The sequence below is a fragment of the Streptomyces sp. NPDC001868 genome, assembly GCF_040297125.1.
GTDB lineage: Bacteria > Actinomycetota > Actinomycetes > Streptomycetales > Streptomycetaceae > Streptomyces.
On the sequence record NZ_JBEOYO010000009.1, the window covers coordinates 121,523 to 135,818 of the forward strand.

Below are 14,296 nucleotides of genomic sequence, written 5' to 3' on the forward strand. Positions count from 1 at the left end.
GGTCACCGGATCGCGAGGTGGTCGAGGTAGGAGCGGACGTTGCGGGCGGTCTCGGTGACGTTGTCGCCGCCGAACTTCTCCGCCACCGCGTCGGCCAGCACCAGGGCCACCATCGCCTCGGCGACGATCCCGGCCGCCGGGACGGCGGAGACGTCGGAGCGCTGGTGGTGGGCCTGCGTGGCCTCGCCCGTGGTCACGTCCACGGTCTGCAGCGCGCGCGGCACGGTCGCGATCGGCTTCATCGCCGCCCGCACCCGCAGCAACTCGCCGGTGGAAAGGCCGCCCTCGGTGCCACCGGAGCGGCCGGAGACGCGCCGGATGCCTTCGGGGGTGTTCACGATCTCGTCGTGGGCCTTGGAGCCGGGCACGCGCGCCAGCTCGAAGCCGTCGCCGATCTCGACGCCCTTGATCGCCTGGATGCCCATCAGCGCTCCGGCGAGGCGGGCGTCCAGCTTGCGGTCCCAGTGGACGTGCGAGCCGAGGCCCACGGGCACGCCGTACGCCAGGATCTCGACGACGCCGCCGAGGGTGTCGCCGTCCTTGTGGGCCTGGTCGATCTCCGCCACCATCGCCTTCGACGCGTCCGCGTCCAGGCAGCGCACCGGGTCCGCGTCCAGCCGCTCCACATCGGCCGGCGTCGGGTACACGCCCTGCGGTGCCTTCGCGGCCGCCAGCTCGACGACGTGGCTGACGATCTCGATGCCGGCCGTCTCCTTGAGGTACGACCGGGCGACGGCGCCGAGGGCGACACGGGCCGCGGTCTCCCGGGCGGAGGCGCGCTCCAGGACCGGGCGGGCCTCGTCGAAGCCGTACTTCTGCATGCCCGCCAGGTCCGCGTGACCGGGGCGGGGGCGGGTCAGCGGGGCGTTGCGGGCCAGGCCGGCGAGGATCTCCGGGTCGACCGGGTCCGCCGACATCACCTGCTCCCACTTCGGCCACTCGGTGTTGCCGACCATGATCGCCACCGGCGAACCCATGGTCAGCCCGTGCCGCACACCACCCAGGAACGTGACCTCGTCCCGCTCGAACTTCATCCGGGCACCGCGTCCATAGCCCAGGCGTCGGCGGGCCAGGTGGTCCCCCACCATCTCCGTGGTGATCGGCACGCCGGCGGGAAGACCCTCCAACGTCGCGACAAGTGCGGGACCGTGGGACTCCCCCGCGGTCAGCCAACGCAACCTGCTCAACGGTGCTCCTCAGTGCTCGCGCCCTGTACTGCGTGCTGCCTACGTGTACGCGCGTCCTCGCGTACGGCGACGGCTGCCGGGTGCGCGGCCCCGGCCCGCCATGTCCGATCCTCCCACGTTCGTGGCCGGGCCCTGGTCACAGGTCCATCAGGCGGACGACGCGTGCCCGCCACGCGCCGCGGGGTCACCCCATCTTCGCCGCCGCGCTCTTGATCGCCTCGCGGATACGGAAGTAGGTGCCGCAGCGGCAGACGTTCGCGATCTCGTCGATGTCGGCGTCGGTGGGGTTCTTGGTGCGCTTGAGCAGGGCGACGGCGGCCATGATCTGGCCGGGCTGGCAGTAGCCGCACTGGGCGACGTCCTGCTCCAGCCAGGCCTCCTGGACGGGATGCAGTTCGTCGCCGTGCGCCAGCCCCTCGATGGTGGTGACCTCACGGCCCGCCGCCTCGGCGACCGGGACCACACAAGGCCGGACGGCCTCGCCGTCGAGGTGGCTGGTGCAGGCCTTGCAGACGTCGATGCCGCAGCCGTACTTGGGGCCTCGGATACCGAGGAGATCGCGCAGTGCCCACAGCAGGGGCAGGTCGTCGGGGGCGTCGACGGTGACGGTCTCGCCGTTGACGGTGAAGGTGTGGGAGGGCATCGATGTGCTCCTGGAGCCTGGCGCGGGTCGGCGCGCGGATCGTACGAGGGGGCTCGGTGGGGAAGAGGCGAGCGGGGCTCAGCGGGGGAAGGGCGTGAAGTCCACGTCGAAGTTGACGGGGAAGCTGCGCGGCTTGGTGCCGGTGGCGCGCGCGAAGGCGTTGGCGACGGCGCCGACGGCCGCCGGGACGCCGAGTTCGCCCGCGCCGCCGGGTTCGTCGGAGCCCTCGATGACGAAGATCCTGACGTCCTTCGGGGAGTCCTTCTGGCGGGCGTAGTGGAACTGGGAGTAGCTGCCCTCCAGCGGCAGCCCCTCGTCGATGTGGAGCCCGGCCCGCAGAGTCGTGGAGATCGCGTCCGTGAGCCCGCCGAGCAGCTGGGCCTCCAGACCGCGCGGGTTGATCACCCGGCCCACGTCGGCGGCGATGACCGCCTTGGTCACCCGGGGCTTCTTGGGATCGGTGGCGTCGATCTCGACCAGGCAGGCCGTGCAGGCCTTGTACTCGTCGTGGAAGGCGACGCCCTGCGCCCAGCCGTCCGGCAGAGTCCGTCCCCAGTTCCCTTCCGCCGCGGCCTTGTCGAGCACGGCGCGCTGTCGCGCGGTCTTCAGGAACTCCCGCCGGAAGGCGACCGGGTCCTTGCCCAGCTTCGCCGCCAGCTCGTCGACGATGATCTCCTCGGTCCCACGTGTGTTGGCCGAGTACACCGACCGCCACGACCCGGTGTGCATCCTGATCGGCACCTCGGTGAGCGTCTGCGTGGTGAGGCCGAAGTGGTACGGGGACTTCACCGTGGTCAGGAACAGGGTCTGCGCGAAGGTCGCGTTGCCGATGCCGGACGGCAGGCTCGCCGCGGCGGCGGTGACCGCGTCGCCGAGCCCGTGCCGGAAGTCGGTCTCCACGGCGGCCACCCGGTGCTGGAAGGCGAGCACCTGTCCGGCCGCGTAGGTGGCCCGGATCCGGTGGTGGGTGGCGGGCCGCATCCGCCCGTGCCGCATGTCGTCGATCCGCGACCACATCAGCCGCACGGGCCGTCCGCTCCTCTTCGACACGACGGCGGCCTCCAGAGCCGCGTCGTGGAAGAGCCGTCGGCCGAACGACCCGCCCGACTGCACCACATGCACCTCGACCTTGGACACGGGCAGCCCCACGGCCTCGGCGATGGCGGCCTGCGCGGCGATCGGTGACTTCAGCCCCGACCAGATCTCGGCCCGGTCCTCCCGTACGTCCGCCACGGCCGAGTTGGTCTCCAGCGGCGCGTGACTGGCGAAGGCGAAGTCGAACTCCCCCTCCACCTTCTTCACCAGCGGCCCGAGCACGTCCAGCGACGGCGTGGCCGCCTTCAGCTTCGCCCTGATGCCGTCGTCCGACAGCGCGTCCACGCTCCCCGGGCCCCAGGTGACCTCCAGCGCCTCCTTGCCGTCGAGGGCCTGCCCGAACGTTTCCGCCACGACCGCGACACCCGTGTCGATGGTGACGACGTCGAGCACCCCCGGCATGGCCCGTACGGCGGCCTCGTTGTCGACCGACTTCACCGTGCCGTTGATGGTCGGCGGCCGGCGCACCATGCACGGCTTGGCCCCGGGCACATCGAGGTCGAGCGTGTAGACCTGTTTGCCGGTGACCAGGGCGCGGGCGTCGATGCGTGAGGTGGGGGTGCCGACGAGGGTGTGCTCGGACTCCTTCTTCGGCGTGACGACGAGGGAGCCGAGGTCGAGGGAAGCCGCGGCCGCCGACAGCGAGCCGTAGGAGGCGGTACGTCCGTCCGGCGCGACCACGACACCCTGACGCACCGTCAAGTCACTGGCCGGGAGCCCCCATTGCCTGGCGGCGGCGCGAACCAGGCGTGCCCGCGCGGCAGCCGCGGTGTGGCGCACGGGGTCGTACAGCGACCGGATGGAGTTGGAGCTGCCGGTGAGCTGGTTGAAGAGCAACTCGGGCCGTGCGTCGTCCAGTTGGATGCGGACCCGGTCCAGCGGAGTGTCCAACTCCTCCGCCACCAGCATCGCCACCGCCGTGGTGAGCCCCTGCCCGACCTCCTCCCTCGGCAGCCGGAAGTGGGCGACGCCCTCGTCGTCGACGCGCAGCACGAGCATGTTCGCCGTCGGCGCCCCGGCCAGGATCAGCAGATCGCCGAGGTCCACCAGATCCGCCGGCGCCGGCAAGGTGGGTATCGCCGCTTCCGCGCTGCCCGGGTCGTAGACGTCCAGACCTGTCCTGGTCGCGACGGCGAGAGTGGGCGCGGCCACCAGGTAGGTGAGAAACCTGCGCCGGGAGTGACGTGACATGGAGGCTCCGTTCAACGCCCCGCCTACGCCGCCGGGCCGCCCGGTGATGATGGCCGCTGGTTACCCTCCGGTACAGGGGCTTCACGGGATCGACACACCCCGGACCGCACACCCCGCACGCTCACTCGGACGCTCAGCCCCGCTCGGCCAGCGCCCGCTCTCCCGCCTGCCTCATCGCGCCCACGGGAGCCGTCTTGCACCCGGTCATCTGCTCGACCTGCAACACGGCCTGGTGCACCAGCAGATCAAGCCCGCTGACCACGGCACCCCCGTACGCCGACCAGCGCGCGGCCAGTTCCGTCGGCCACGGGTCGTACAGCACGTCGAACAGTGTCGTCGGCCGCTCCGGCACGGCACCGGACAGCGCGTCCGTCGCCCCGGCAGGGGTCGTGGCGATCACCAGCGGAGCGCTCAGCCCCCGCTCGGCCTCCGCCCAGTCCGCCGTACGCACCTCGACATCCAGCCGCTCGCCCCACTGCCGCATCTCGGCGGCCCGGGCCTCGCTCCGTACGTACGCCACGACCTCACCGGTGCAGATCCGGGCGAGCGCGGCCAGCGCGGAGGAGGCGGTGGCGCCGGCGCCGAGGATCGCGGCGGACTCCACCTGCTCGATGCCTCGCTCCCGCAGGGCGGCGACCATGCCGGGGATGTCGGTGTTGTCGCCGACCCGCCGCCCGTCCTCCGTGAACACCAGCGTGTTGACGGCCTCGACGGAAGTCGCTGTCCCGCTGATCTCGTCCAGCAGCGGAATGACCGCCCGCTTGAGCGGCATCGTCAGCGACAGCCCCGCCCACTCCGGCCCGAGCCGCTCGACGAACCCGGGCAGCGCCTGCTCGTCGACCTCGAAGCGGTCGTACGTCCAGTCGGTGAGCCCGAGTTCGGCGTACGCGGCCCGGTGCAGCACCGGGGAGAGCGAGTGGGCGATCGGCGAACCGAGCACGGCGGCCCGGCGCTTGGTGGCGGTGCGGCTCATCTATCCGTTCTGCGCTTCCTGGTACTTCGCACGGTTCCTGTTGTGCTCTTCGTTGGTCACGGCGAACAGTGTCTCGTCCTCGTTGATCGACACGAAGTAGTACCAGTCGCCCTTGGCCGGCTTGAGCGCCGCCTTGATGGCCACCTCACCCGGATTGTCGATCGGCCCGGGAGGAAGACCCTTGATCTTGTACGTGTTGTACGGGTCGTCGATCTGTCGCAGCGAGTTCACCGAACCCGTGGCCAGCTTGGATTCACCGCGCAGGTAATTCACCGTGGAGTCGAAGTCGAGGAGTCCGTAGGTCTCGGTGTTGTTCTTGTCGAGCCGGTTGTAGACGACCCGGGCGACCTTCAGGAAGTCCTTCTTGTACTTCCCCTCGGCCTGGACAAGACTCGCCACCGTGAGCACCTGGAGCGGATTGTCCAGCTTCAGAGCCTCGGCCTTGTCCTCCAGGCCGAATTCCTCGAACTTCGCCTTGGCGAGGTCGACCATTTCCTTCAGGACGGCTTCGGGCTTCATGCCCTTGGCGATCGGATACGTGGAGGGGTAGAGGAATCCTTCCAGCGGATCCTTGATGTCGTCGCTGTCGTTCGCCCAGTCGGGCAGGCCGAGGGTCTTCCACTTCTTCTCGGCGACTTCCTCGGTCGTGCCCTTCTCCAGGCCCAACTCCTTGTCGATCGCGGCGTAGATCTCGTTGTTCCGCTTGCCTTCGGCGACAGTGAAGTTGTTCTGACTCTTCGGATCGAGCATCAGAGCGATAGCGCTTTCAGCGGACATCTCCTTTTTGAGGAGATAAACGCCCGCCTGAATATCAGGCTGCTCCGGATTCTGCGCCAGCGCCGTCGTGAAGGCGTCCACACTCTTGACGACTCCGGCCGCCTTCAGCTTCTGCCCGATCACCGATCCGAATTCGCCCTTGGCGACCGTGATCGTCACGGTCTCGTTCGTACCCTTCCCCGAATAGTCGGGAGCCTCGCCGAATCGGTTCTGGAAGAACTGGTATCCGAAGTAACTCACGCCGGCGAATCCGCCGCCGAAGACCATGACGACCACCAGGCAGGCGCAGCCGCTGCGGCGCTTCTTGCCGCCCTTGCCCGGCTTCTTGGACTTGCCGCCGCGGCCCTTCCGGTCGCCCCGTCCGGCGCGTTCCTCGGCCTCGTCGTCATCGTCGTCATCGCCGCCACCGGCGAAGAACGCGTGCTCGCCCTGGTCCGGCCCGGGGTCCCAGTCGGTCCGCTCGGCGGCCGGCTGCTTCTCGGCCTCGGGCTCCGGAGTGGGTGCGGGAGTGGGTTCCGTGCGACGGCGCGAGGGCGGTTCCGGCGGCGGATACGCGTCCGGCGTGCCGTAGAAGTCCTGTTGGCCACCGCCGTAGGCCATCGCCTGCTGCTGTCCCCCGTAGGGATCGGCCGGGTCGGCGATGTAAGGGCCCTGCGCGTGCTGGTGTGTTCCGTTGTTCCAGCCGCCGTTGGCCTGGTCGTACTGCGGCTGGCCCTGATTGGGGTACTGCTGCCCGGGGTCGCCGTACTCCTGCTGGTACTGCTGCTGGGCGTAGGCGTCCTGATGGCCGTTGTTCCAGCCGCCGTTGACCTGGTCGTACTGCTGCTGGCCGTGACCGGGGTACTGCTGCTCCGGGTAGTGCTGCTGCGGCTGGCCGCCGTAAGGGGACTGCTGACCCGCCTGGGCCTGCTGCCCGTCCCATCCGCCGTCCCCGTACAACGGGTCGTCCGGATGCCACGGTTCGGAGCCTGGGCCCCGGCCATACTCAGTCATCGATCCCCTAGAGCCGCGAGGCGGCGGTCACGCGGGGCCTGTGACTCGGCTTTCGTCCCCGCCTCTTTTTGTACGGTGGCTGTTCGAAGGCCACCGCATCGCGCGGAACGTTACCGTATCGCGATCAGATGACCACTTCGACGCCCTCGCCCGGAGCTTTACCTGACACCCGTTCGGATTCCAGCGCCTGTTGCAGGATGATCACGGCTGCCGCCTGGTCGATGACCGACCTGCCCTTTTTGGATTTCACACCTGAGGCACGCAGTCCTTGACTCGCCGTCACTGTGGTCATCCTCTCGTCGAGAAGTCTGACCGGAACAGGCGCGATCATGCGGGCCAGTTGCTGGGCGAAGCCACGGACCTTGGCCGCCGCCGGGCCCTCGCCCCCCTTGAGGGAGCGAGGAAGGCCGACGACGACCTCGATCGGTTCGTACTCCTCGACGAGTTGACCCAACCGACGTTGCGCGGCCGGGACATCGCGTCCCGGAACGGTCTCGACGGGAGTGGCGAGGATTCCGTCGGGGTCGCAGGAGGCGACGCCGATCCGGGCGTCCCCGACGTCGAGCGCGAGCCGACGGCCGCGGCGCATGACCGGGCCGTCGTCTTCGCTGCTGTGATCGTTCGTGCTCACTTGGCCGTCTCGGCGACCAGGCGTTCGACCGCGTCCACGGCCTCGCCGATGGCGGCCGGGTTCTGGCCACCGCCCTGGGCGACGTCCGGCTTGCCGCCACCGCCGCCGCCGAGGGTCTTGGCGGCCGTACGGACCAGGTCGCCGGCCTTCAGACCGCGCTCACGGGCGGCCTCGTTGGTGGCGATGACCGTCAGCGGCTTGCCGTTCACGGCGGTGAAGAGGGCGACCACGACGGCACGGCCGCCCTGGATGCGTCCGCGCACGTCGAGCACCAGCTTGCGGAGGTCGTCGGCGGTGGTGCCGTCCGGGACCTGACCGGTCACGACGGCAACGCCGGAGACGTCCTTGGCGGACTCGGCGAGACCGGCGGCGGCCTGCAGCACCTTCTCGGCGCGGAACTTCTCGATCTCCTTCTCGGCGTCCTTCAGCTTGCCGAGCATGGCCGAAACCTTCTCCGGAAGCTCCTCCGGCCGGCCCTTGATCAGCTCCTGGAGCTGGGCGACGACCGTGTGCTCACGGGCCAGGAAGTTGTAGGCGTCGACGCCGACCAGAGCCTCGATACGGCGCACTCCGGAGCCGATGGACGACTCACCGAGCAGCTTGACCAGGCCGAGCTGCGAGGTGTTGTGGACGTGCGTGCCGCCGCACAGCTCCTTGGAGAAGTCGCCGATGGTGACCACGCGGACGCGCTCGCCGTACTTCTCGCCGAACTCGGCGATGGCGCCCTGCTTCTTGGCCTCGTCGAGGCTCAGGATCTCGGCGTGCACGTCCAGGTCGCGGGCGAGCACCTCGTTGATCTTCTGCTCCACGTCGGTCATCACGGCCGTCGGAACGGCGGACGGGGAGCCGAAGTCGAAGCGGAAACGGCCGGGCTGGTTCTCGGAACCGGCCTGGGCGGCCGTCGGGCCGAGGGCGTCCCGCAGGGCCTGGTGGGTCAGGTGGGTGGCCGAGTGGGCGCGGGCGATGGCGGTGCGGCGGCGGCCGTCGATGGAGGCCTGGGCCTTGGCGCCGACGGTCACCTCGCCGACCTGGACGACGCCCTTGTGGACGTACACGCCCGGGACCGGCTTCTGGCAGTCACGGATCTCGATGACGGCACCGGAGTCGACCTTGATCCGGCCGGTGTCACCGATCTGGCCACCGCCCTCGGCGTAGAACGGGGTGCGGTCGAGGACGATCTCGACCTCGTCGCCCTCGGTGGCGGCGGGCGAGGACAGACCGTCGACGAGGATGCCGACGACCGTGGACTCGCCCTCGGTGTCCGAGTAGCCGATGAACTCGGTCTCCCCGGCGGAGTCGGCGATCTCACGGTAGGCACCGAGGTCGGCGTGGCCGGTCTTCTTGGAGCGGGCGTCGGCCTTCGCGCGGTCCCGCTGCTCCTTCATCAGACGGCGGAAGCCGTCCTCGTCCACGGAGAGGCCCTGTTCGGCGGCCATCTCCAGGGTGAGGTCGATCGGGAAGCCCCAGGTGTCGTGCAGCAGGAAGGCCTTGTCACCGGCGAGGACCTGGCCACCGGAGGCCTTGGTCTCCGTCACGGCGGTGTCGAGGATGTTGGTGCCGGCCTTCAGCGTCTTGAGGAAGGCGTTCTCCTCGGCGAGGGCGACCTTCTCGATGCGCTCGCGGTCGGTGATCAGCTCGGGGTACTGCTGGCCCATCATGCCGATGACGACGTCGATGAGGTCCTGGACGACGGGGCCGGTGGCACCGAGGAGCCGCATGTTACGGATGGCGCGGCGCATGATGCGGCGCAGGACGTAGCCACGGCCCTCGTTGCCGGGCGTGACGCCGTCGCCGATGAGCATCACGGCGGTGCGGATGTGGTCGGTGACCACGCGCAGGGAGACGTCGGACTCGTGGGCGTCGCCGTAGCGGACACCGGTCAGCTCGGTGGCCTTGTCGATGACGGCCATGGAGGTGTCGATCTCGTACATGTTCTGCACGCCCTGCAGAATCATGGCGAGGCGCTCCATGCCGAGGCCCGTGTCGATGTTCTTGCTGGGCAGCTCGCCGAGGATCTCGAAGTCCTCCTTGGAGGTGCCCTCGCCGCGCTCGTACTGCATGAAGACCAGGTTCCAGATCTCCACGTACCGCTCGTCGTTGACGGCCGGGCCGCCCTCGACGCCGAACTCCGGGCCGCGGTCGTAGTTGATCTCGGAACACGGGCCGCAGGGGCCGGGAACGCCCATGGACCAGTAGTTGTCCTTCATGCCGAGGCGCTGGATGCGCTCCTTGGGCACGCCGATCTGCTCGTGCCAGATGCGCTCGGCCTCGTCGTCGTCCTTGTAGACGGTGATCCAGAGCTTCTCCGGCTCCAGGCCGTAACCACCCTTGTCCTGGGGGCTGGTGAGCAGCTCCCAGGCGTGCTTGATGGCGCCTTCCTTGAAGTAGTCGCCGAAGGAGAAGTTGCCGCACATCTGGAAGAACGTGCCGTGCCGGGTGGTCTTGCCGACCTCTTCGATGTCCGGCGTACGGACGCACTTCTGCACGCTGGTGGCGCGGGCGAAGGGCGGCTTGACCTCACCGAGGAAGTACGGCTTGAAAGGAACCATGCCGGCGTTGACCAGGAGCAGAGTCGGGTCGTCCGCGATGAGCGACGCCGAAGGGACAACGGTGTGACCGCGCTCCTCGAAGAAGCTCAACCAGCGGCGACGAATCTCGGCCGACTCCATCAGTGGTCCTCATTCCGGTTGTACGGGTACGTCGAGCTGTCGACGTACCTCGGATTCCTGCTGTACTTCGGGGGGTTGCTGTTCTCGATCGCGACGACGTGCCGGGGGGCCGGAAGTTCCGGATACCGGTCCGGGTCGGCCTCGATGCCGAGGGCCTCGCCGAGTTCGGCCTCGCGCTGGGCCATGTTGTCGCGGACGTCGAGCGCGAAGCCGACCGCCCGGTCCTTGAGCTTGTGGCCCGCCTCGACCGCCTTGTTCGCCGCCTGGGTGGCGAGGTGTTCGGGGGTGAGCTGCTTGAGCTTGCGGTTGACCTTGGTGGTGGCCCACACTCCGGCGGCGACCCCTGTGGTGAACCAGAACGTTCGACGGAACATCGCTCGGTCAGTCCTTCTTTCCACGGGAGTTGCGCCTGCTCCAGCGTGCGCCCGGCACGGTGCGCCCGACGATCACGGTACGGCGCCGCTCGTCGGCGGGCTCGCCCTCGCGGCGGCCGCCCATGGCCCGGCGTACGCCGTAGCCGAAGGCGGCGACCTTGACGAGGGGACCGCCGAAGGTGGACGCGACGGTCGTGGAGAGCGCCGAGGCGTTCGACGTGACCTCCTGGACGTCGGACGCGATGGCGTCGACCCGCTCGATCTGGGTCTGCGCGGAGCGGACGGCGGTGGACGCGTCGGCGAGGAGGGGGACGGCCTGGTCGGTCACGTCCGCGACGAGCTTGGTGGTCGCCTTGAGCGTCTGGGCCAGCCTCGCCAGCGCGACGGCGAGGAAGGAGACCAGGATCGCCCAGAAGACGGCCACCAGGATCCCGGCCACCTCTCCACCGGACACTGTGTGCACCCGCTCCCTGGAACATGCCTGAACGTCGAAAAGTCGTGTCCCGAGCCTATCGCGCCGACGCGATCGCTCTGTACCGCATTAACGCCTACCGCGATGCCTGCCGCGTGGCCTCCGGGTGCGGCCTGCCGCAGTACGGCGAGAGCCCGCCGTCCCGCCCGCCGGCGAGGGCGGGGGGACGACGGGCTGACGCTCGGTGCGTATGTACTACGACCGCCGGGAACCCTGGGAAGGGATCAACGGGCGTAGTACTCGACGACGAGCTGCTCGTCGCAGATGACCGGGATTTCCTTGCGGTTCGGCTCGCGGTCCAGGCGGAACGCCAGGGCCTTGAGGTTCACCTGCAGGTAGCGCGGGGTCTCACCGTCCGCGGCGAAGCCACCCTCGCGGGCAACCTCGAACAGCGGCTTCTGACGGCTGCGCTCGCGGACCATGACGACGTCGTCCGGCTTGACGCGGAAGGACGGCTTGTCGACCTTGCCGCCGTTGACCTCGATGTGGCCGTGGACGACCATCTGGCGGGCCTGGTAGATCGTGCGGGCGATGCCCGAACGCAGGACCAGCGCGTCGAGACGACGCTCCAGCTCGATGATCAGGGCCTCACCGGTCTTGCCCTGGACCTTGGAGGCACGCTCGTAGGCGCGGACGAGCTGGCGCTCGGACACGTCGTACTGCGCGCGCAGACGCTGCTTCTCCAGCAGACGGACCTTGTAGTCCGAGTTCTGCTTGCGGCCGCGGCCGTGCTCGCCCGGCGGGTAGGGGCGGGCCTCGAAGTACTTGACGGCCTTCGGGGTCAGCGCGATGCCGAGGGCACGCGACTTCTTGACCTTGGGGCGGGACTGGTTCGCCACTTCTTTTCCTTTTCCTTATCGGCTGCCTCAGGGTTACGGGAGGTCGCATCCGCAGCCGGGGATTCCCGTCTCGTCCGCGAGGGACTTGCCGGGCAGCCGTTCCCCTAGTTCTGGGCACATACGTGCAGCACACGAACGGCCCACCGACCGGTCCCGGAACTCCGGGTGGTGGTGGGCGGCCCGCGACACCTACGACGGTGCGCGACGCTCCTGGATCAGAAGATCCGGCTGGATGTCCCGCCTGAGGCGCCGACCGGAGCCGGACACGGGACGCAGCACTGTGGAGGAGTCTACAGGGGGTTCAGGACTGCTTCCGACCGAGGTTCTTCCTGGTCCACTCCACCGCGTCGGCGTACCGGGCCTCGGCGCCGTGCCGGGTCGGGGTGTAGTACTCCCGTCCCTTGATCTCGTCCGGCGCGTACTGCTGGGCGGCGATCCCCTCGGGCAGGTCGTGCGGGTACACATATCCCTGGGCGTGCCCGAGCTTGGCCGCGCCCTTGTAGTGCCCGTCGCGAAGGTGTGCCGGCACGGGTCCGGCCAGGCCTTTCCGTACGTCCTCCATGGCGGCGCCGATGGCTGTCGTCGCCGCGTTCGACTTGGGGGCCAGGGCGAGGGCGATCGTGGCGTGGCTGAGGGTGAGCGCGGCCTCGGGGAAGCCGATCATGGCGACGGCCTGGGCGGCGGCGACGGCTATCGGCAGCGCGTTCGGATCGGCGAGGCCGATGTCCTCGCTGGCGGAGATCATCAGCCGGCGGGCGATGAACCGGGGGTCCTCACCGGCCTCGATCATCCGGGCCAGATAGTGCAGCGCGGCGTCCACGTCCGAACCCCGGATGGACTTGATGAGGGCGCTTGCCACGTCGTAGTGCTGGTCGCCGTCGCGGTCGTACTTGACGGCGGCGCGGTCGACGGTCTCTTCGAGGGTCTGGAGACCGATCTCGTCCTCCCCCTTGTCCAGGGCGGCACCGGCGGCGGCCTCCAGCGCGGTGAGGGCCCGGCGGGCGTCGCCGCCCGCGATCCTCAGCAGATGCGCCTCGGTGTCCTCGGGGAGGGTGACGGCGCTCTTGAGGCCGCGCTCGTCGCTCAGCGCGCGCTTCAGCAAGCCGCGCAGATCGTCGTCGGTGAGGGGTTCGAGGGTGAGGAGGAGGGAGCGGGACAGCAGGGGGGAGATCACCGAGAAGTACGGGTTCTCCGTGGTCGCCGCGATCAGGGTGACCCAGCGGTTCTCGACGGCCGGGAGCAGGGAGTCCTGCTGGGCCTTGCTGAAGCGGTGGATCTCGTCGAGGAAGAGGACGGTCTCCTTGCCGAAGCCGCCGGTGGCACGGCGGGCGCCCTCGATGACCGCGCGGACCTCCTTGACGCCGGCGGTGATCGCGGAGAGCTCCACGAAACGCTTGTTGGTGGCCTTGGAGACGACGTACGCCAAGGTCGTCTTTCCGGTGCCGGGCGGGCCCCAGAGGATCACCGAGGAGGGGCCCGCCGGTCCGCCGCCGGACTCTCCGACCAGTCTGCGCAGGGGCGAGCCCGGCTTCAGCAGATGCTGCTGGCCCACGACCTCGTCGAGGGTGCGCGGACGCATCCGTACGGCCAGGGGGCTCGCGGTCGGGTCCTTCTCCTGGCGTTCTTCTGCGGCGGCGGTGAACAGATCGGGCTCCACACCGAAAACCCTATGTCACCGCACTGACAATCCGGTCGGGGCCGTCAGCGGGCCCCCGGACGGTCAGCTGGTCCAGAAGTCCCACCAGCGGGTGAGGATCAGCATGCCGATGACGCCGATGTGCATCACGGGCAGGACCCAGGTGAACTCGCCGAAGAAGTTCTTCAGCCAGCCGGGCGCGGGCAGGAAGCCGTTGCGGATGTTGGAGGACGTCACGTACCAGAACATCAGGATCGTGGCGACCCAGGCCAGGCAGCACCACAGGCAGAGCGAGTTGATGTTGTAGAGCGACTGGTACTGCAGCCAGGTCACGAAGCCGACGCCGAAGACGGTGCCCGCGTTGAAGGTGAGCCAGTACCAGCGCGGGTAGGTCGCCCGCGCGAGCAGGCTGATGCCGACGCAGATGACGATGCCGTACGCGACCAGGCCGAGCATCGGGTTGGGGAAACCGAAGACGGAGGCCTGGTCGCTCTTCATGATGTTGCCGCAGGAGACGACCGGGTTGAGGCTGCAGCCGGGCGTGAAGTTCGGGTCCTCCAGCAGTTTGAACTTGTCGAGCGTGATGACCCAGGACGCGAGCAGTCCGGCCGCGCCGGTGATCAGGAGCAGGATCGCGAAGGCGCGGCTGCCGCCCACCGTGCCGGGGGCCGCGGTGTGTTCCCGCTCGGCGGCGGAGACGTCCCTGACTGTCGTCTTGCTCATCACGTCGATTCCGTAGCGTCGAAGGGGCCGCTGGGGCACGGCCATTGTGCCGTACACCCTCGCGTATCCACCGTTCACTACGCATAAGTTCCT

12 protein-coding genes are annotated in these 14,296 nt (G+C 69.2%); all 12 read right to left on the reverse strand.

All coding sequences use genetic code 11. The annotated features are described in order from the left end of the window. Positions 1 to 2: 2 nt before the first annotated feature. Positions 3 to 1,187: a chorismate synthase gene (gene aroC, locus ABT147_RS13920; protein WP_351405407.1), complete on the reverse strand. Its 1,185-nt coding sequence runs from the start codon at positions 1,185 to 1,187 to the stop codon at positions 3 to 5. Positions 1,188 to 1,371: 184 nt separating this feature from the next. After that, the gene (locus ABT147_RS13925) at positions 1,372 to 1,830 is read right to left on the reverse strand and encodes a (2Fe-2S)-binding protein (RefSeq protein WP_351405409.1); all 459 of its coding nucleotides are present in this window, start codon (positions 1,828 to 1,830) and stop codon (positions 1,372 to 1,374) included. 78 nt (positions 1,831 to 1,908) lie between these two features. Beyond that, the gene (locus tag ABT147_RS13930; protein ID WP_351405411.1) at positions 1,909 to 4,116 is read right to left on the reverse strand and encodes a xanthine dehydrogenase family protein molybdopterin-binding subunit; all 2,208 of its coding nucleotides are present in this window, start codon (positions 4,114 to 4,116) and stop codon (positions 1,909 to 1,911) included. A gap of 133 nt (positions 4,117 to 4,249) precedes the next feature. Further along, entirely contained in the window at positions 4,250 to 5,089 is an 840-nt protein-coding gene (locus tag ABT147_RS13935; RefSeq protein WP_351405413.1) for a shikimate dehydrogenase, read from the reverse strand. Continuing rightward, positions 5,090 to 6,859 carry an endolytic transglycosylase MltG gene (gene mltG, locus ABT147_RS13940; protein WP_351405415.1) on the reverse strand — a complete coding sequence of 590 codons (1,770 nt, stop codon included), beginning with the start codon at positions 6,857 to 6,859 and terminating at the stop codon, positions 5,090 to 5,092. A gap of 124 nt (positions 6,860 to 6,983) precedes the next feature. After that, a complete protein-coding gene (ruvX, locus tag ABT147_RS13945; protein ID WP_351405622.1) occupies positions 6,984 to 7,448 on the reverse strand; it encodes a Holliday junction resolvase RuvX in 465 nt (154 codons plus the stop codon). A 38-nt stretch (positions 7,449 to 7,486) separates the two neighbouring features. Continuing rightward, positions 7,487 to 10,159 carry an alanine--tRNA ligase gene (alaS, locus tag ABT147_RS13950; protein ID WP_351405417.1) on the reverse strand — a complete coding sequence of 891 codons (2,673 nt, stop codon included), beginning with the start codon at positions 10,157 to 10,159 and terminating at the stop codon, positions 7,487 to 7,489. Further along, complete coding sequence (locus ABT147_RS13955; RefSeq protein WP_351405420.1) at positions 10,159 to 10,533, reverse strand: hypothetical protein; 375 nt, start codon at positions 10,531 to 10,533, stop codon at positions 10,159 to 10,161. The genes alaS and ABT147_RS13955 overlap by 1 nt, the downstream gene beginning before the upstream one ends. A 7-nt stretch (positions 10,534 to 10,540) precedes the next feature. Further along, positions 10,541 to 10,987 carry a DUF948 domain-containing protein gene (locus ABT147_RS13960; RefSeq protein ID WP_351405624.1) on the reverse strand — a complete coding sequence of 149 codons (447 nt, stop codon included), beginning with the start codon at positions 10,985 to 10,987 and terminating at the stop codon, positions 10,541 to 10,543. A gap of 242 nt (positions 10,988 to 11,229) precedes the next feature. Next, on the reverse strand, positions 11,230 to 11,844 hold the full coding sequence (gene rpsD, locus ABT147_RS13965; RefSeq protein ID WP_351405422.1) for a 30S ribosomal protein S4: 615 nt from the start codon (positions 11,842 to 11,844) through the stop codon (positions 11,230 to 11,232). 301 nt (positions 11,845 to 12,145) lie between these two features. After that, positions 12,146 to 13,501, reverse strand: a complete 1,356-nt coding sequence (locus tag ABT147_RS13970) for a replication-associated recombination protein A (protein WP_351405424.1) — start codon at positions 13,499 to 13,501, stop codon at positions 12,146 to 12,148. 63 nt (positions 13,502 to 13,564) lie between these two features. After that, on the reverse strand, positions 13,565 to 14,203 hold the full coding sequence (locus ABT147_RS13975) for a vitamin K epoxide reductase family protein (protein WP_351405426.1): 639 nt from the start codon (positions 14,201 to 14,203) through the stop codon (positions 13,565 to 13,567). Positions 14,204 to 14,296: the final 93 nt, after the last annotated feature.